Raw genomic sequence first — 18,704 nt, 5'->3', positions numbered from 1 at the left:
ATAATGAGACTGTGATCTCATTATTTTGAGACTCCAATCTCAAATGGTGCGCGCCGACGCCACGGCGCGTGATAATTCCCGTTTGAAAGGTTATGCTGATCACCTCAAGAGCTGGAGCCTGCATGAAAGAACAACATATTTTCATCTCCCCCAAACAGTTAAAAACCCGCGGTTTGATGATCAAACAGGCAATGCAGCTATATGCGCAGGGATTCGAACCCAGCGTGGCGGAAGTCGCGGCCCAGGCGGGCGTATCCAGAGCGACCGCCTATCGATATTTCCCTACTCAGAGCGCCCTGGTTGCGGCAATGGTTGAAGAGAGCCTCGGGCCGGTCATGAATTGGGAACCTGAAGAGGATGGCGCCAGAGAGAGGATACTTTCGCTGTTTGGCCACGCCTGGCCGCGTATTTTTATGCATGAAGGCGTTCTTCGTTCCGCCCTTAAAGTCTCCTTGGAGCAATGGGCTAAAAATAATGATGGAAATTTGCAAGACATACTGAAACGCGGCAACCGTATTCGCCTGCTGCGCAAGGCGACGCAGCCTCTGGAGAGAGCGCTTTCAGCGGAAAATTATGAAAAATTAATTATGTCTCTTGCCGTTATTTATGGAACCGAAGCCCTGGTCGTATTAAAGGATATCGGCGGCGGCAGTAATGATGAGGTTGCGAAAATCACAGAATGGATGGCGATGGCGGTTTTGGAAAAAGCCTTGAAAGAACTATGATTGACATTCGCAGCCTGGCGCATAGCGTTAAATGAAATCGGCGTTCATCCGTCGCTAATAAGCTACGGATTGCATGAGATTGGCCTTGTATCCGAAAATTCGTGTAATATGTGCGGCCACGAATTATCGTGTGCGGCGGCTTGCGTAACATGGCATTTATTATGCCGTTTTTACAAAATGTTTACATATCAATAAGTTAATTCTATTTATGCAATGACTTGTTGTTTTGAAAGTATATCAGACGCCTGTGAAGGCGGCACTCAGGGGTTGCTCGATGAGCGAAAAGTTACAGAAGGTACTAGCGCGAGCCGGTCATGGTTCGCGTCGTGAAATAGAAGGGATGATTCAGGCCGGCCGCGTCAGCGTTGACGGTAAAATCGCGACGCTGGGCGACCGCGTCGAAGTGACCAAGGCGACGAAAATCCGCATTGACGGCCACGTGGTTTCCGTGAAGGAGACCGAAGAGACCGTTTGCCGGGTGCTTATCTACTATAAGCCGGAGGGCGAGCTGTGTACGCGCAGCGATCCCGACGGGCGTCCGACGGTTTTTGACCGTTTGCCGAAGATACCGGGCTCTCGCTGGGTGGCGGTAGGGCGGCTGGACGTGAATACCTCGGGCCTGTTGTTATTCACTACGGACGGCGAACTGGCTAACCGGCTGATGCACCCCAGCCACGAGGTCGAGCGTGAGTATGCCGTGCGGGTATTCGGTGAAATCAACGATGAGAAGATCAAACAGCTGAGCAAAGGCGTTCAGTTGGAAGACGGTCCGGCCTCCTTCCGCACTATCCGTTATCAAGGCGGGGAAGGTCTTAACCAATGGTATAACGTGACGCTGACCGAAGGGCGCAACCGTGAGGTTCGCCGCCTGTGGGAAGCGGTCGGCGTACAGGTTAGCCGGTTGATCCGCGTTCGCTACGGCGATATCCCGCTGCCTAAAGGCTTGCCGCGCGGCGGATGGTCGGAAATGTCGCTGGAAAGCCTGAACTATCTGCGCGGACTGGTACAGCTGCCGCCGGAAACGGTGAGCAAGCTGCCGGTCGAGCGCGAACGCCGCCGGGTAAAGGCGAATCAGATTCGCCGGGCGATCAAACGCAGCGGCCAGGTCGCGCCGGCGCGGCGCGGCGCGCCGAAAGCGAAAACACGCAGCGGTCAAGCGTAAAAAACGCCGCGTTAGCGGCGGCCCGTCACGCCCGCGCAGGCGGGCGCTCCAGCGACGCCCAGCGTAAGCGCTCTCCGCCTGCCGCCGCGGGATAACGAGAGGCCGTTCTCGTCACCAATCAATCCCCTGCTGCGCTTTGATGCCGGCTTCAAAGGCGTGTTTTACCGGCCGCATCTCGGTGACGGTGTCCGCCAGCTCCAGCAAATCGCGATGGCATCCCCGTCCGGTGATGATGACCGTTTGCCCGGCCGGCCGCTCGCGCAGGGCCTGCAATACCTCTTCCAGCTCAAGGTAGCCATAGCTGACCATGTAGGTCAGTTCATCCAGCACCACCAGATCCAGCTGCGGGTCGGCCAGCATACGCTTGCCGTGCCGCCACACTTTTTGCGCGGCCTCGGTATCGGTCTGGCGATTCTGCGTCTCCCAGGTGAATCCGGTCGCCATCACCTGAAATTCAACGCCGTGTTGTTGCAGCAGGTTTTTCTCGCCGTTCGGCCACTCGCCTTTAATGAACTGGATAACGCCGGCCCGTAAACCATGGCCGATGGCGCGGGTAACTGTGCCGAAGGCCGCGGTGGTTTTCCCTTTGCCGTTGCCGGTAAAAATCATCAAAATGCCGCGTATTTCGCGCGCGGCGGCGATACGGGCATCGACCTTTTCTTTAATACGTTGCTGACGTTGCTGGTGACGTTCATCACTCATACTGCGTTATCTCCTGGCTATTCGGCCTGACCTGGTTTTCTACCCGGCTGCGCATCAAAACTCATGCCCGTTTTGCGGCGGCTGTCGTCTCCCATCAGGTAGAGGTATAGCGGCATAATGTCCGCGGGAGTTTTTAGTTTATCAGGATCTTCATCGGGAAATGCCGCGGCGCGCATGCCGGTGCGCGTGCCGCCGGGGTTGATGCAGTTGACCCTCAGGTTTTGCTGGCGATATTCGTCGGCCAAAACCTGCATCATGCCTTCGGTGGCGAACTTCGACACCGAGTAAGCGCCCCAGCCGGCCCGGCCCTGACGCCCCACGCTGGAGCTGGTGAAAATCAGCGACGGGCTGGGGGATTTCAGCAACAGCGGCAGTAACGCCTGCGTCAGCATAAAGGTGGCGTTGACGTTAACCTGCATCACGTCGCGCCAGATCTCCGCCGTCTGCCGCGCCATCGGGGCGATTTCCCCCAGCAGTCCGGCGTTATGCAGGACGCCGTCAAGGCGGGGAACCGTCTGGGCCAACTCATCGGCCAGGTGAAAAAATCGCGCCGCATCGGCCGTCAGCATATCGCAGACGATAATCTGCGCTTGGGCGCCGTTCTCTTCGTTCTCTTCTTGAATTTGCCGCTTCACCGCCTGAAGTTTGCTTTCGGTGCGTCCCAGCAGAATCAGACGCGCGCCGAAACGGGCATAGGTCAGCGCCGCCTCGCGGCCGATACCGTCGCCGGCGCCGGTAACCAGAATGATGCGCTGTCGCAGCAGGTCGTTTTTGGGCTGGTAATACACGGGCAATCCCTCTTGCAGACGTACCGGCCTTCATGAACGCAGGATATATTGCGGTATGCCGGTATCTGGTTGAAAAGGCATCCGATAGGATGAAGATGACGGATTTATGCCTGAAACAGGCGCCGTTTTCAATCAGACTGACGCCATTTCTGGCCGTTGGTGCGCTAAAAAGCAGCAGAAAGCGCGGAGACGGCGCGAATAACGTCGCCATCCTGGGTGGCATTGGTTAGGTTAAAGAGATGCTGAGTGAGTATAATCAGCATGATATTTTGCAACTTGGCTAATGAGGGCGGTATTTGTGGAATTACTTTCTCAGTATGGTTTATTCCTGGCTAAAGCGCTCACCATCGTTCTATCTATTGGTGCGCTTATGGTCCTGGTCTTCGGTATGGCGCAGCGTAAACGTCAGCGGAAAGGTGAATTGCAGGTCGTCAATCTGGGGGAACAGTATCGCGATATGCAGCAAGAGATGCAGATGGCGTACATGAGCGATGCCGAGCGTAAGCTACTGTCCAAGCAAGAGAAGAAGAAAGAAAAAGCCAAGGTCAAAGAAGAAAAGCAGCGCGCGAAACGCGGTGAGGCGAAACCGGCGAAATCCTGTCTGTATGTGCTGGATTTCAACGGCGGTATGGATGCCGGCGAGGTGAATTCGCTGCGTGAAGAGGTCTCGGCGGTGCTTGCGGTCGCCAAACCGCAGGACCAGGTGCTGCTGCGCCTGGAGAGCCCCGGCGGGGTGGTGCATGGCTACGGCCTTGCCGCTTCTCAGCTGCAAAGGCTGCGCCAGGGCGGGATTAAGCTGACCGTGGCGGTCGACAAAGTGGCCGCCAGCGGCGGGTACATGATGGCCTGCGTCGCCGACCGCATTGTCGCCGCGCCGTTCGCGATCGTCGGATCCATTGGCGTGGTGGCGCAAATTCCCAACTTCAACCGTCTGCTGAAGAACAAGGATATTGATGTCGAACTGCACACCGCGGGCGAGTTTAAGCGCACGCTGACGCTGTTTGGCGAGAATACCGAGCAGGGGCGCGAGAAATTCCGCGAGGAGTTGAACGTTACGCACGGCCTGTTTAAACAGTTCGTTCACCAGATGCGTCCGGCGCTGGATATTGATTCGGTGGCGACCGGCGAACACTGGTTCGGCACCCAGGCCAAGGCGTTGGGGCTGGTCGATGAAATCGGCACCAGCGACGACCTGCTGATCGCCGAGATGGACAAATATGAGGTGCTCGGCGTGCGTTATACGCGCCGTAAGCGCCTGATTGAACGTTTTACGAGTAGCGCGGGCGATAGCGCCGAGCGATTGATGCTGCGCTGGTGGCAGCGGGGAAACTATCCGCTATAAACCCTCTTCTACAAACCATCCTCTATGATGAGGCGCTGATGTTCGCCGCCCGCGTTGAGCGCGGGCGACGGCGTTTAATCGATCAGATAATATTTTTCCGACAGCACGTGGGCCAGATGTTTGAACATGTTAAACACGGCGGTGGTTTTTAAGGTGGGCAGACCGTTGTCATCGAGGAAAAACTCGCCGCGAAACACCAGCACGTTATTTTTTTGTTCAACATCGTCGGCCGCCATGCCGTGCAGATAGTCGCCGTGATTCTGGATGATGGCATTGGCTTCGGCGAGTAAGGTCTTGCGGTCGATCGGGGTTCTTTCGTTGCTTATCTGAATTTCATCGGACATGGGTTACGTACTCCAAAGTATTATGCAAAGCGATGTTGCCTGCGTCAGGTACATCTTCATGCGGCAGGCGTGAAGACGCCATAGCGAATCAGGCGTTACCCATGATTGTACTTCTCCGATATATTTTATCGCAAATGCGCTAAGTTTTAGTCACTTGCCGGCCGATACCGAACTCATCCCGGAGTGGATGAAACGGTTTTTCCATGCTAATTAGGTTGCGTGACGTCATTTATCAGGTAGAGTGTGGGATTTTGCGCGGTCAGTGGAATTAATTCTTTACGTCGTGGCGTCATGACGGTGGCATTTATCTGATGTTGAAATAAACGCGTTATTATTCAGACCGAACGTGCGGATTACGGCAGAGATGTCGCCTGGCGCCGCTCAGCTGCAATAAACGAGCGAAACGCGCCATGATCCACAATTAATCGAGCATCCGCCCTTGTTTCCGTCGGCGGGTGCCCCCAAAAGATATCTGATTTTCAGAAGAATTCAGCAGGTAATAGTACATATGGGTAAAGCTCTCGTTATAGTTGAGTCCCCGGCAAAAGCCAAAACGATCAATAAGTATTTGGGCAATGCCTACGTGGTTAAATCCAGCGTCGGTCATGTGCGCGATTTGCCGACCAGTGGCTCAGCCAGTAAAAAGAGCGCGGACTCAGCCAAAGACAAAACGAAAAAAGCCGTCAAAAAGGATGAGAAATCCGCGCTGGTGAATCGCATGGGCGTCGATCCTTATCACGGGTGGAAAGCGAACTATGAGATTTTGCCCGGCAAGGAGAAGGTGGTTTCCGAGCTAAAAACGCTGGCGGAAAATGCCGATCATATCTATCTCGCAACCGACCTTGACCGTGAAGGGGAAGCCATCGCCTGGCACCTGCGGGAAATCATCGGCGGCGACGATAAGCGTTTCAGCCGCGTCGTTTTTAATGAGATCACCAAAAACGCGATTCAGCAGGCGTTCGAAAATCCGGACAAGTTAAATATCGATCGCGTGAATGCCCAGCAGGCCCGCCGGTTTATGGACCGGGTGGTGGGCTATATGGTGTCGCCCTTATTGTGGAAAAAGATCGCCCGCGGGCTGTCCGCCGGGCGCGTGCAGTCGGTGGCGGTGCGTCTGATTGTCGATCGCGAACGCGAAATTAAAGCCTTCGTGCCCGAAGAGTATTGGGAACTGCACGCGGATTTGCTGGCGAGCGGCGATACCCGGCTGCAGATGCAGGTGACCCACTTCAACGGCAAGCCGTTTAAACCGGTCAATAAAGCGCAGACGCAGGCCGCCGTCAGTCTGTTGGAAAAAGCCGACTACGCGGTGGCGGAACGGGAAGATAAGCCCACCAGCAGTAAGCCCGGGGCGCCGTTTATCACCTCTACGCTGCAGCAGGCCGCCAGCACCCGTCTGGGATTCGGCGTGAAAAAGACCATGATGATGGCGCAGCGTCTGTATGAAGCGGGCCACATTACCTACATGCGTACCGATTCGACCAATTTGAGTCAGGACGCGCTGACCATGGTGCGAGACTATATCGGCAAGGAGTTCGGCAAGAATTATCTGCCGGATGCGGCGAATCACTACAGCAGCAAGGAAAATTCACAGGAAGCGCACGAAGCGATTCGCCCTTCGGATGTGAAAGTGCTCGCCGACCATTTGAAAGATATGGAAGCGGACGCGCAGAAGCTGTATCAGCTGATTTGGCGTCAGTTCGTCGCCTGTCAGATGACGCCGGCGAAGTACGACTCCACCACGCTGATTGTTAACGCCGCCGCCTATCAACTGCGCGCCAAAGGCCGCACCCTGCGCTTTGACGGCTGGACGAAGGTTATGCCGGCGCTGCGTAAAAACGATGAAGATCGCACGCTGCCCGCGGTGGCCGTCGGCGAACCGCTGGCGCTGCAACAGCTGCTGCCGAGCCAGCACTTTACCAAGCCGCCGGCGCGCTATAGCGATGCTTCTCTGGTTAAAGAGCTGGAGAAGCGCGGTATCGGCCGTCCTTCCACCTATGCGTCGATCATTTCGACCATTCAGGATCGCGGCTATGTTCGGGTGGAGAATCGCCGTTTCTACGCCGAAAAAATGGGCGAGATCGTCACCGATCGGCTGGAAGAGAACTTTCGCGAGCTGATGAGTTACGACTTCACCGCGCGCATGGAAAGCAGCCTGGACCAGGTGGCGAACAACCAGGCGCAGTGGAAAGCCGTGCTGGACGATTTTTTTGCCGAGTTCAGCCAGCGTTTGGAGACCGCGGAGCAGGAGCCTGAAAAAGGCGGCATGCGGCCCAATCAAATGATTCTGACCAGCATCGACTGCCCGACCTGCGGCCGTAAAATGGGGATTCGTACCGCCAGTACCGGGGTCTTTCTGGGGTGTTCCGGCTATGCGCTGCCGCCGAAAGAGCGTTGCAAAACCACGATTAACCTGATCCCGGAAGCCGAGGTGCTTAACGTACTGGAAGGCGACGAGGCGGAAACCAATGCGCTGCGCGCGCGGCGCCGTTGCCCCAAATGCGGTACGGCAATGGACAGCTACCTGATCGACAATCAGCGTAAGCTGCACGTGTGCGGCAATAATCCCGCCTGCGACGGTTATGAAATCGAGGTCGGCGAATTTCGCATTAAGGGCTACGACGGCCCGGTGGTGGAATGTGAAAAATGCGGCGCGGAAATGCATATGAAGATGGGCCGTTTTGGCAAATACATGGCCTGCACCAATGAAGCATGCGGCAATACGCGTAAAATTCTGCGCAACGGCGAAGTCGCGCCGCCGAAGGAAGACCCGGTTCCGCTGCCGGAGCTGCCGTGTGAAAAATCCGACGCCTACTTCGTGTTGCGCGACGGCGCCGCCGGTATTTTCCTGGCGGCCAACACCTTCCCGAAATCGCGCGAGACGCGCGCTCCGTTGGTGGAAGAGCTGGTGCGCTTTAAAGATCGCCTGCCGGAGAAAATGCGTTATCTGGCGCAGGCGCCTCTGGTCGATAAAGACGGCAACAAAACCATGGTGCGTTTTAGCCGCAAGACTAAGCAGCAGTATGTCGCTTCAGAGAAAGAGGGCAAGGCGACCGGGTGGTCGGCATTTTATGTCGATGGCAAATGGGTCGAAGGAAAGAAATAATCCCATCTCCGACGCGTTGCCGCCGTTATGTCCGCCCTGGCGGGCATAATGCTTAATACCGGCGCTTAAGCCTATCTTTAGGCGAAACACGGGGGGAGGTTTTCCGCTGACGACGCCTCGTCCCGTGGTCGCTCCGCATCTCTCGATTCTTAAACCATCAATATAGGCATAACGCCAAATGCTGGTCACTTAGGCCGGTTTTTAGGGGAAACACCGGGGGGAGATTCCCGTAGGGACGCCTCACCCCGGTGGTCGCCCCGTGTATCTCGATGCTTAAACGATCGGCATTAGGCATAACGCCTTCTTTTTTCATCACTCCCTCGCGCGCTATACTACCGTTTTCCTGGATTGGACGTGAGAGCGCATTTTTCCACCGCGGGCCGGGGTTTCTTTTTATAAGAGATTCAATAGTGGTTATATAAAAACTATTTTTATGATTAAATGACATTAATTGATGAAAATATGCACCGGACGACTAAGGTGCGAAAAACGATTTGAGCAAATGGAACATCGTCAGAATCTTGGATGGCGTGCGCATAATTCAATAGAAAATGGGATAAATTATGAAACTGCAACAGCTTCGTTATATTGTTGAAGTTGTTAATCACAACCTGAATGTGTCCTCTACCGCGGAAGGGTTGTATACCTCTCAGCCCGGGATCAGCAAACAGGTAAGAATGTTGGAAGATGAGCTGGGCATTCAGATTTTCGCCCGCAGCGGGAAGCATCTGACGCAGGTGACGCCGGCCGGGCAAGAAGTCATTCGGATTGCGCGCGAGGTTCTTTCCAAAGTCGACGCCATTAAGGCCGTCGCCGGCGAACACACCTATCCTGACAAGGGGTCGCTGTATGTCGCCACCACGCATACCCAGGCGCGTTACGCGCTGCCTCAGGTGATCAAAGGGTTTATTGAACGCTATCCCCGGGTATCGCTGCATATGCATCAGGGGTCGCCGACGCAGATTGCGGAAGCGGTGGCCAAAGGCTCCGCCGATTTCGCCATCGCCACCGAAGCGCTGCACCTCTACGACGATTTAATCATGTTGCCTTGTTACCATTGGAACCGCGCGGTGGTAGTGAAGCCCGATCATCCGCTGGCGTCGAAAACGGATATCTCCATCGAGGAGCTGGCGTCTTATCCGATAGTGACCTATACCTTCGGATTCACCGGCCGCTCCGAACTCGATACCGCCTTCAACCGCGCCGGCCTGACGCCGCGTATCGTGTTTACCGCCACCGACGCGGATGTGATCAAAACCTACGTGCGTCTGGGGCTGGGGATTGGGGTGATCGCCAACATGGCGATCGATCCGCAAATAGAAACCGATTTGGTGAAGATCAACGTAAACCAGATATTTAGCTACAGCACCACCAAAATCGGCTTTCGCCGCAGTACCTTCCTGAGAAGCTATATGTATGACTTCATTCAACGTTTTGCGCCGCACCTGACGCGTGACGTAGTGGATACCGCGGTGGCGCTGCGTTCGAATGAAGAGATCGAAGCCATGTTTAAAGATATCACCCTACCGGTAAAATAACGCTCTGTTGTTCCAGACACGCGCCGCTGCGGAGGTGCCCGACTGCGGCCGCGGGCATGACGGCAAAGGGAGGATTTACGTTGTCTTCGCTAGGCGTAAATTTTCTCTTTGTATTCGCACAAATCTTCGATCAGGCAGGAGCCGCAGCGGGGCTTGCGGGCGATGCAGGTATATCTGCCGTGCAGGATCAGCCAGTGGTGGCAATCGACCTTAAACTCGGCCGGCACCACCTTCAGCAGTTTCTCTTCAACCTGCTCGACGTTTTTGCCCGGGGCGAAGCCGGTGCGGTTGCAGACGCGAAAAATATGCGTATCGACGGCGATGGTCGGCCAGCCGAAGGCGGTATTGAGCACCACATTGGCCGTTTTACGGCCCACGCCGGGCAGGGCCTCGAGGGCGGCGCGGTCTTCCGGCACCTGGCCTTGATGTTTCTCCATCAGTATGCGGCAGGTTTTTATCACGTTTTCCGCTTTGCTATTAAACAGGCCGATGGTCTTGATATAGCTTTTGACGCCTTCGACGCCCAGCTCGAGCATCGCCTGCGGCGTATTGGCGACGGGGTAGAGCCTGGCCGTCGCTTTGTTCACGCTGACATCGGTCGCCTGCGCGGAAAGCAGCACGGCGATCAGCAGTTCGAACGGCGTGGTGTATCGCAGTTCCGTGGTGGGATGGGGATCGTTCGCCCGCAGCCGGCTTAAAATTTCAATCCGTTTTTGTTTATTCATACTCTCTCTCCGGATACGTTCGCCGGCGAGGACTTGACGCCCGCGGCGATCCTGGCCTGACGGCGCTTCATTTTTTCATCAATCAGATATTTCAGCGCCAGCATCAGCCCCAGCCCGATAAAGGCGCCGGGGGGCAGCATGGCGAGCAGAAACGGAGAATCCAGGTGCACCACCTCGATGCGCAGCGCTTTGGCCCAGTCGCCCAGCAGCAAATCGGCGCCGTCGAATAGGGTGCCGTTGCCGACAATCTCGCGCAGCGCGCCCAGAACAAACAGCGCGCTGGTGGCGCCTAGCCCCATCGCCAGGCCGTCCAGCGCGGAAAGTCCCACCGGGTTTTTCGACGCATAGGCCTCCGCGCGGCCGATAACGATGCAGTTGGTGGTGATCAGCGGGATAAAAATGCCCAGCGATTGGTATAGTCCGTAAGCGTAAGCATTGATCAGCATCTGCACCGCGCTGACTACGGAGGCGATCAGCATAATATAAATCGGGATGCGGATTTCCGCGGCAACCCAGCGCCGCAGCGCCGAGACCGAGGCATTGGTGAGGACTAATACCAGCGTCGTCGCCAGCCCGAGCCCCAGCGCGTTGGTCGCGGTGGAGGAGACCGCCAGCAGCGGGCACAGCCCAAGCAGCTGCACCAGCGCCGAATTGTTTTTCCATAGCCCCTGGGCTAAAAGGCGTTTCGCTTCACTCATTGGCTCTCTCCGCAGGCAGGCAGGGAAGGCAGTTGGGCCGGTAAGGTTTCCAAATACAGCGCGCTGCGTTTGATGCTATTAATCACCGCGCGGGGCGTAATGGTCGCGCCGGTAAACTGATCGAACGCGCCGCCCTCTTTTTTTACCGCCCAGCGGGCGTCGGCGGCGTTTTGCACGCGTTGCCCGCTAAAATGCGTAATCCAGTCCGAAATACGCACGTCTATTTTATCGCCTAATCCCGGTGTTTCATGATGCTCGGTGACGCGCGCCCCCAGCACATTAGCATTAAAATCCGCGCCAATCAGTATGTCGATCGCGCCTGAATAGCCGTCCGGCGCGGTGCTTTCCACGGCCGCGGCAACGGGGACGCCGGCTTTGCGGGCGATGAATACCCGGTGCGCGGAAGCCGATCCCAATGCCGCGTCGGTGACGGTGTAACACTCTTGCTGCAACGCATTATCGTATATCTCCGCCGGGATAACCTGATCCAACAGCTTTTTTTGCTCCAACGCGGTCTGATGCGCGATGGTCGGTTCGGTCAAGCGGTTGACGACCGCCGTTAAGGCGGTGGTGCCGGCGGCGAAAAGCGCCAGCGTGGTCGCGTGGCGGCGCATGGTGGTTAACATGGCGGCTCCTTAGCGATGATGGCCGTAAGCGCGAGGCTGGGTGTAATAATCGATCAGCGGCACGGTAATATTCGCCAGTAATACCGCAAAGGCCACGCCGTCGGGGTAGCCGCCGTAGGTTCTGATTAACCACACCAGCAGGCCGATCAGCGCGCCGAAAATCAAGCGGCCGCGATTGGTGGTCGAGGCGGTGACCGGGTCGGTGGCGATGAAGAACGCGCCCAGCATGGTGGCGCCGGAAAACAGATGCAGCAGCGGCGGCGCATGGTCGGCGGGCGACAGCATCCAGGCCAGTGCGGAGCACAGCGTCAGGGTAAACAGGAAGCCGACGGGAATATGCCAGCGAATGCTCCCCCGCAACAGCAGGAACGCCCCGCCGGCCAGATAACCGATATTCACCCACTGCCAGCCGACGCCCGCCAGCACGCCGGAAAATAGCGGCTGCTGCAGAATTTGCTCCGGCTGATGGCCGGAGCGCAGCGCCGTTTTAAAGCTATCCAGCGGCGTCGCCTGGCTGATGCCGTCGATGGTTTGCATCAGCTGCTGTACCGAATGCCCCGACGGCGTATGCCCGGTGAAAATAATCGACAGCGTATCGTAGAAACCGACGGGCAGGCTTTGCAGCGGCGCCGGCGGCAGCCAACTGGTCATCTGAACCGGAAACGAGATCAGCAACACCACGTAGCCGATCATCGCCGGGTTAAACGGATTTTGCCCCAGGCCGCCATAGAGCTGTTTGGCGATGACGATGGCGAATACGCAGCCTATCACCGCCATCCACCACGGCGCCAGCGGCGGCAGGCTGATGCCGAGCAGAATGCCGGTGAGCAGCGCCGAATTATCGGCCAGGCTGGCCCGCACCGGGTATTTTCTAAGTGACATTGTCACTGATTCCGCGCCAATAGCGGTAATCGCGGCCAGACAAACCTGAATCAGGCTGCCGTAACCAAAGAAATAGCACTGTGCCAGCATGCCGGGAACGCAGGCCGCGATCACCAGCGACATCATGCGCCGCATGCGCAGCTGATTATGCGTAAACGGTGAACTTGCAATCTTAAAAGCCATTTATTCCTCTTGAGACTTCGATAACGCCTGCGCGGCCTTGCGGGCCTTAACCCGGGCGATGGCGTCGGCGACGGCGGCTTTGCGCGCATCGGCCTGTTTGTCGGCGTGCTGTTCAGGCGCCGGCGGCGCCTGGGCGTCGGCGGAAGCGGCCTGCTGCGCGGCCTTGCGGGCCTTAACCCGGGCGATGGCGTCGGCGACGGCGGCTTTGCGCGCATCGGCCTGTTTATCGGCGTGCTGTTCAGGCACCGGCGGCGCCTGGGCGTCGGCGGAAGCGGCCTGCTGCGCGGCCTTGCGAGCCTTAACCCGGGCGATGGCGTCGGCGACGGCGGCTTTACGCGTATCGCTCTGTCCATCGGCGTGCTGTTCAGGCACCGGCGGCGCCGGGGCGTCGGCGGAAGCGGCCTGCTGCGCGGCCTTGCGAGCCTTAACCCGGGCGATGGCGTCGGCGACGGCGGCTTTACGCGTATCGCTCTGTCCATCGGCGTGCTGTTCAGGCACCGGCGGCGCCGGGGCGTCGGCGGAAGCGGCCTGCTGCGCGGCCTTGCGGGCCTTAACCCGGGCGATGGCGTCGGCGACGGCGGCTTTGCGCGCATCGGCCTGTTTATCGGCGTGCTGTTCAGGCACCGGCGGCGCCTGGGCGTCGGCGGAAGCGGCCTGCTGCGCGGCCTTGCGAGCCTTAACCCGGGCGATGGCGTCGGCGACGGCGGCTTTACGCGTATCGCTCTGTCCATCGGCGTGCTGTTCAGGCACCGGCGGCGCCGGGGCGTCGGCGGAAGCGGCCTGCTGCGCGGCCTTGCGGGCCTTAACCCGGGCGATGGCGTCGGCGACGGCGGCTTTACGCGTATCGCTCTGTCCATCGGCGTGCTGTTCGGTCGTATGGCCGGCAGCGGACGCCGGCTGATTGGCGCGCGCCTGCGCCTTACGCGCGGCGCGGGCGGCGATAGCCGCGCTGTTATCCGGCCGCTGTCCCGGTATAACCTCAATGGCCGGAGCGGGCCGGGCGTTACGCACCCGCGCCAGAGCGGCCTGTACCGCTTGCTTATCGCCGTCCGCAATACCGGCGGCCGCCTGTTTATGGCGCAGCTCCCGCGCCAGTTTCTCTCGTTCGAGACGCGCTTTTTTAGCCTCAAAACGACTTTTGGCCTGTGCGGAGCGCTCGGCCTCTTCGTCAATGGCTCGGATTTCCGCCTTCTCCTGCCGGTAATATTGCACCAGCGGAATATTGCTGGGGCAGACATAGGCGCAGGCGCCGCATTCTATGCAGTCAAACAGATGGTGGCCGCGCGCTTTTTCGTGCTCCTGCCCGCGGCTGAACCAGTAAAGTTGCTGAGGCAGCAGCCCTGCGGGACAGGCGTCGGCGCATTTGCTGCAGCGAATGCAGGCCTGTTCTTCGGCGGCCGGCGCTATCTCCGTAGGCGAGGGGGCAAGAATACAGTTGCTGATCTTGACGATCGGCACGTCCAGCGACGGCAGCGTAAAGCCCATCAGCGGGCCGCCCATGATAACCATCGGCTGGCGGCCGATATGGAATCCCGCATGTTTCAACAAATGGCGGACCGGGGTTCCCAGCCTGGCCCAGACATTTCCCTGCTGCCGCAAGGCTTCGCCCGTCAGCGTAACGACGCGTTCGGTCAGCGGTTCGCCGTCGATAACGGCGCGTTTGATGGCGAAGGCGGTGCCGACATTCTGCATCAATATGCCGATGGCGGCGGAGTGTTTGCCGAAGGGAACTTCCTTGCCGGTCAGAATCTTGGTGAGCTGCTTGGCGCCGCCGGAGGGATATTTGGTTGGAATAACGCGCAGCTCGATGGCCGCATGCGCGGGCAGCGCCTGTCGCAGCGCGGCGATGGCCTCGGGCTTGTTATCTTCAATGCCGATAAGAATACGCTGCGGCCGCAGCAGATAGACGAGAATCTCGACGCCCTGGACGATTTCATCCGCATGTTCCCGCATCAGCCGGTCGTCCGCGGTGATATAGGGCTCGCATTCGGCGGCGTTGACGATCAGCGTTTCGATGCCGCGCATTCCGCCTTGCAGTTTGGCGGCGGTGGGGAATCCGGCGCCGCCCAGTCCGGCGATGCCCGACTGGTGCAGGTGCGCGAGCAGGGTATCCGCCGGCTGGCGACGATAGTCGCTGAACGTTTTGCGCTCGCACCAGCGGTCCTCGCCGTCTGGAACGATAATCACGCTTAATTCGGGCAGCGCCGAAGGATGCGCCGTCATGTGCCGGCGGATATCGCTCACGGTGCCGGATGTCGGCGCATGGACCGGCAGCGTACGGCCTTTCCCGCGGGTCAACGGCTGGCCGCGCAGTACCTTGTCGCCGATTTGCACGCACAGTTCGCCTTCCGGCCCGAGATGTTGTTTCAGCGGAATAATGAACTGTTCCGGCAGCGGGACGGCGCGCAGCGGAGCCTGGCTGGATTGGGTTTTCATTTCCGGCGGATGAATGCCGCCGTCGAAATCCCAGATGCGATCTTTTTTGAAAGCGGCAAACAGCTTAAGCATGGCGTTCTACTTGAATGACGCGAACCGGAATGGCGTTGAGATCCCATTTCCAGTTTTCGGGGGTCGGGGCGACGGGACGCAGTTCGATACAATCCGTGGGGCAGGGAGCGACGCACAGATCGCAGCCCGTGCAGAGATCGCTGACAACGGTATGTATCGCTTTCGTGCTGCCGATGATGGCGTCTACCGGGCAAGACTGAATACACTTGGTGCAACCGATGCAGTTGGCTTCGTCAATCCAGGCGACTTTGCGCTCAGGTTGGCGCGCGGCGCCGTCTCCGTCGAGCGGCTGCGGATCGATGTTCAGCTTCTCGGCCAGCTTCAGCATCATCGCCTCGCCGCCGGGTACGCATTTGTTGATTTTTTCGCCGTTCAGCGAGACGGCTTCTGCATAGGGGCGGCAGCCGGGGTAGCCGCACTGGCCGCACTGGCTCTGCGGCAGCATGGCCTCGACCTGTTCGACGACGGGATCTTCCTCTACCTGAAAACGGCGCGACGCGTAGCCGAGGATGAGGCCGAAAAACAGGGAAAGTAAACTGAGAGCCGCAATGGCGATCCAAATAGCCGTCATTAGAATTTCACCAGACCGGTAAAGCCCATGAAAGCCAGCGACATCAGCCCGGCGGTAATCAGCGCGATCGACGAACCGCGAAAAGGCGCGGGAACGTCGGACACCGCGAGGCGCTCGCGGATGGCGGCAAATAGCACCATCACTAAAGAAAAACCGGCGGCGGCGCCGAAACCGTATAGGGTCGATTGAAGAAAACCGTGGGACATGTTGACATTCAGCAGCACAACCCCCAATACGGCGCAGTTGGTGGTGATTAGCGGCAGAAAAATCCCCAGCAGGCGGTAAAGCTCCGGACTGGTTTTACGCACCACCAGTTCGGAAAACTGGACGACCACGGCCAGGACCAGAATAAACGTCATGGTCCGTAGGTACAGAATATTGAGCGGTTCCAGAATCAGCGCGTTGACGATCCAGGAGAACATGGAGCCCAGCGTCATCACGAACGTGGTGGCCAGCCCCATGCCGATAGCCGTCTCCAGCCGTTTGGAGACGCCCATAAACGGACACAGTCCCAGGAATTTCACCAGAACGAAGTTGTTTACCAGAAGGGCGCTAACAAATAACAGTGCGTATTCGGTCATTACTCTGCCTAAAAAATAAAACCCGCATATTATCAGGCATTGTCAGGCTTTCGACAACATACCTAAAGTAGGGATATAGGCAAAACCTGAAGGAATAGGGGACTTAACCTCATATAAAGGAACGGAAAGGTGATGAAACCATCGGCTGAAGCCGGCGAATATGCATAATTATTCTTTGTTTTGCCGCATTATCGCCGTTGCGCTTTATATCACATAGCGCCACGCCGACTTGGGGACGCGGCCTAAGTCGAATAGCTTGCCGCCAGAGGCCAGCTCCGCCCGGCGGTGGTCCGCGGCGCGGTACATATTGATGATTTCCTGACTGTCGGTCAGGGAGTAGTTGAGATGGTCGAAGAGTTTTTCCAGACTTTCCGAAGTGCTGACCTTCCGAAATTTAAGCAAGTAATCATGCGCTGTCATAATTAATGAGCTAATAGTTATGTTGTTGGGGTGATTAAGTATATGCAAGAGATAATCGCTGTCTATAGGATAATATGGAAAGTAATATAAATTTTAAGCGGGCCAATAGCCGCGGCTAACCGGCTGAAAACTCGGGCGGTATTGGTTTTTCAGCCGTTGCCGCGTCCGTGCGGCCCGGCGTTTTCCCGTCAGCGGCCGCAGAGTTTATAATAGGCCTCGTTCCAGCGCAGCGCGTCCCTGAACGCCGGGAGGCGGGTCTCATTGTCTATCACCAGCAGTTCAATATGCTGCATCTCGGCATACAGACGCAGATAGTCCGCATCCAGCGCCTGGCTGAATACCGTGTGATGGGCGCCGCCCGCCAGAATCCAGGCTTCGGCGGCGGTCTCCAGCGAGGGCTGCGCCCGCCAGACGGCGCGCGCCACCGGCAGTTTGGGCAAGGGGCGCGGCTGTTCAACGGCCTCCACCACGTTAACCAGCATTCTGAAGCGGTCTCCGATGTCGATAACGCTGGCGTTGAGGGCGGGGCCGGCGGGCGTAGAGAAGATCAGCCGTGCCGGGTCGTCCTTGCCGCCGATCCCCAGATGCTGGACGTCGAGAACGGGCTTCCGCTCTTTGGCGATGCTGGGGCAGACCTCCAGCATATGGGCGCCGACGATCAGATCGTTATGCGTCTGGAAGTGGTAGGTGTAATCCTCCATAAACGAGGTGCCGCCCGGCAGCCCGCTGGCCATCACTTTCATAATGCGCAGCAGCGCCGCCGTTTTCCAGTCGCCTTCGCCGCCGAAACCGTAGCCTTGCTGCATTAACCGCTGCACGGCCAGCCCCGGCAGCTGCTTCAGTCCGTACAGATTTTCGAAATCGGTGGTAAAAGCTTGATAGCCGCCCTGTTCCAGGAAACGTTGCAACCCCAGCTCGATTTGCGCCGCATCCAGCAGATTTTGACGCTTCGGACCATGAAGTTTGACCGCGTCGGTTAACTGATAGCTGGCTTCATACTCGTCAATCCGCGCAGCGATATCGCCCTTGGCGACGGCATCCACCGCCTCGGCTAGATCGCCTAATCCCCAGGCGCTGACGGAGTAACCGAACTGAATCTGCGCGCCGACCTTATCGCCCTCGGTGACCGCCACCTCGCGCATATTGTCGCCAAAGCGCGCCACTTTCAGCCGCCTGCTTTCCTGAATCGCCGCCGCCACCCGCATCCATTTGGCGATGCGCTCATGGGCGCGTTTATCCCGCCAATGGCCGGCGACCACCTGGTGCGACTGATGCATTCGGGCGCCGATAAACCCGAACTCCCGTCCGCCGTGCGCCGTCTGGTTCAGGTTCATAAAGTCCATATCCATGGTGTCCCACGGAATTTCCGCATTGAACTGGGTATGAAATTGCAGCAGCGGTTTATGCAGAATGGCGAGCCCGCCGATCCACATTTTGGCCGGCGAGAAGGTATGCAGCCAGATCAGCAGGCCGATGCAGTTATCCTGATAGTTGGCGTCCCGGCACAGCGAGAGAATTTCATCCGGCGTTTTCACCAGCGGTTTAAGCGCCAGCTTTACCGGCAGCCCGGCCTCCCGGTTCAGGGCGGCGACCACGCTCTCCGCGTGCTCCTTTACCCGGCGCAGGGTTTCCGGTCCATAAAGATGCTGGCTGCCGATAACAAACCAGACTTCAAGCTGCTTGAAATGATCCATGATGACTCCTGTTTGTCCCCAACGGGAAGAGACGTAGTTAACCGAGGCTTAGGCCTAATGCTGTTCACTGAAGCCCATTTTTAGGGGAAACACAGGGGAGGTTCCCGCG

17 protein-coding genes are annotated in these 18,704 nt (G+C 57.9%); 5 read left to right on the top strand and 12 right to left on the bottom strand.

Annotated elements, in window-relative coordinates; genetic code table 11:
* The first annotated feature begins 92 nt into the window (after window positions 1–92).
* Window positions 93–725 (top strand): TetR/AcrR family transcriptional regulator, encoded by a 633-nt coding sequence (locus VSX58_RS02945; RefSeq protein WP_327616742.1) that lies wholly within the window; start codon window positions 93–95, stop codon window positions 723–725.
* Window positions 726–999: 274 nt separating this feature from the next.
* Window positions 1,000–1,887 (top strand): 23S rRNA pseudouridine(2605) synthase RluB, encoded by an 888-nt coding sequence (gene rluB, locus VSX58_RS02940; protein WP_327616740.1) that lies wholly within the window; start codon window positions 1,000–1,002, stop codon window positions 1,885–1,887.
* Between the two features lie 111 nt (window positions 1,888–1,998).
* Here the strand turns inward: rluB and cobO are convergent, their stop codons facing one another.
* Together cobO and VSX58_RS02930 are read right to left on the bottom strand one after the other, a co-directional pair.
* On the bottom strand, window positions 1,999–2,589 hold the full coding sequence (gene cobO, locus VSX58_RS02935; RefSeq protein ID WP_327613511.1) for a cob(I)yrinic acid a,c-diamide adenosyltransferase: 591 nt from the start codon (window positions 2,587–2,589) through the stop codon (window positions 1,999–2,001).
* 17 nt (window positions 2,590–2,606) lie between these two features.
* Entirely contained in the window at window positions 2,607–3,377 is a 771-nt protein-coding gene (locus VSX58_RS02930) for a YciK family oxidoreductase (protein ID WP_327616739.1), read from the bottom strand.
* Window positions 3,378–3,675: 298 nt separating this feature from the next.
* Here VSX58_RS02930 and sohB point away from each other — a divergent pair, with 298 nt between their 5' ends.
* Complete coding sequence (sohB, locus tag VSX58_RS02925) at window positions 3,676–4,719, top strand: protease SohB (RefSeq protein ID WP_327616738.1); 1,044 nt, start codon at window positions 3,676–3,678, stop codon at window positions 4,717–4,719.
* Between the two features lie 74 nt (window positions 4,720–4,793).
* Here the strand turns inward: sohB and VSX58_RS02920 are convergent, their stop codons facing one another.
* The gene (locus VSX58_RS02920) at window positions 4,794–5,063 is read right to left on the bottom strand and encodes a YciN family protein (protein WP_327616737.1); all 270 of its coding nucleotides are present in this window, start codon (window positions 5,061–5,063) and stop codon (window positions 4,794–4,796) included.
* 508 nt (window positions 5,064–5,571) lie between these two features.
* Here VSX58_RS02920 and topA point away from each other — a divergent pair.
* Window positions 5,572–8,169 (top strand): type I DNA topoisomerase, encoded by a 2,598-nt coding sequence (gene topA / locus VSX58_RS02915; RefSeq protein WP_327616735.1) that lies wholly within the window; start codon window positions 5,572–5,574, stop codon window positions 8,167–8,169.
* Window positions 8,170–8,732: 563 nt separating this feature from the next.
* Window positions 8,733–9,707 carry an HTH-type transcriptional regulator CysB gene (gene cysB / locus VSX58_RS02910; RefSeq protein ID WP_327613506.1) on the top strand — a complete coding sequence of 325 codons (975 nt, stop codon included), beginning with the start codon at window positions 8,733–8,735 and terminating at the stop codon, window positions 9,705–9,707.
* An 89-nt stretch (window positions 9,708–9,796) separates the two neighbouring features.
* Here cysB and nth read toward each other — a convergent pair whose 3' ends face one another.
* From nth to araA, 9 genes are all read right to left on the bottom strand, one after another.
* The gene (gene nth / locus VSX58_RS02905) at window positions 9,797–10,432 is read right to left on the bottom strand and encodes an endonuclease III (RefSeq protein WP_327616734.1); all 636 of its coding nucleotides are present in this window, start codon (window positions 10,430–10,432) and stop codon (window positions 9,797–9,799) included.
* Window positions 10,429–11,130, bottom strand: coding sequence for an electron transport complex subunit E (locus VSX58_RS02900; RefSeq protein WP_327616733.1), 702 nt, complete (start codon window positions 11,128–11,130; stop codon window positions 10,429–10,431). Before VSX58_RS02900 ends, nth begins: the two co-directional genes overlap by 4 nt.
* On the bottom strand, window positions 11,127–11,756 hold the full coding sequence (gene rsxG / locus VSX58_RS02895; protein ID WP_327616732.1) for an electron transport complex subunit RsxG: 630 nt from the start codon (window positions 11,754–11,756) through the stop codon (window positions 11,127–11,129). The genes VSX58_RS02900 and rsxG overlap by 4 nt, the downstream gene beginning before the upstream one ends.
* A 9-nt stretch (window positions 11,757–11,765) precedes the next feature.
* Entirely contained in the window at window positions 11,766–12,821 is a 1,056-nt protein-coding gene (gene rsxD / locus VSX58_RS02890) for an electron transport complex subunit RsxD (RefSeq protein WP_327616731.1), read from the bottom strand.
* Window positions 12,822–15,329, bottom strand: coding sequence for an electron transport complex subunit RsxC (gene rsxC / locus VSX58_RS02885; RefSeq protein WP_327616730.1), 2,508 nt, complete (start codon window positions 15,327–15,329; stop codon window positions 12,822–12,824).
* Complete coding sequence (gene rsxB / locus VSX58_RS02880; protein ID WP_327616729.1) at window positions 15,322–15,900, bottom strand: electron transport complex subunit RsxB; 579 nt, start codon at window positions 15,898–15,900, stop codon at window positions 15,322–15,324. The genes rsxC and rsxB overlap by 8 nt, the downstream gene beginning before the upstream one ends.
* Window positions 15,900–16,481: an electron transport complex subunit RsxA gene (gene rsxA / locus VSX58_RS02875; RefSeq protein ID WP_327613499.1), complete on the bottom strand. Its 582-nt coding sequence runs from the start codon at window positions 16,479–16,481 to the stop codon at window positions 15,900–15,902. Before rsxA ends, rsxB begins: the two co-directional genes overlap by 1 nt.
* A 204-nt stretch (window positions 16,482–16,685) precedes the next feature.
* Window positions 16,686–16,901: a transcription modulator YdgT gene (gene ydgT / locus VSX58_RS02870; protein ID WP_327613498.1), complete on the bottom strand. Its 216-nt coding sequence runs from the start codon at window positions 16,899–16,901 to the stop codon at window positions 16,686–16,688.
* A 188-nt stretch (window positions 16,902–17,089) separates the two neighbouring features.
* Window positions 17,090–18,595, bottom strand: a complete 1,506-nt coding sequence (gene araA, locus VSX58_RS02865) for an L-arabinose isomerase (protein ID WP_327616728.1) — start codon at window positions 18,593–18,595, stop codon at window positions 17,090–17,092.
* Window positions 18,596–18,704 lie beyond the last annotated feature (109 nt).

Source organism: Brenneria populi (assembly GCF_036016195.1).
GTDB lineage: Bacteria > Pseudomonadota > Gammaproteobacteria > Enterobacterales > Enterobacteriaceae > Brenneria > Brenneria populi.
This window is presented reverse-complemented; position numbering and strand designations above follow the sequence as displayed.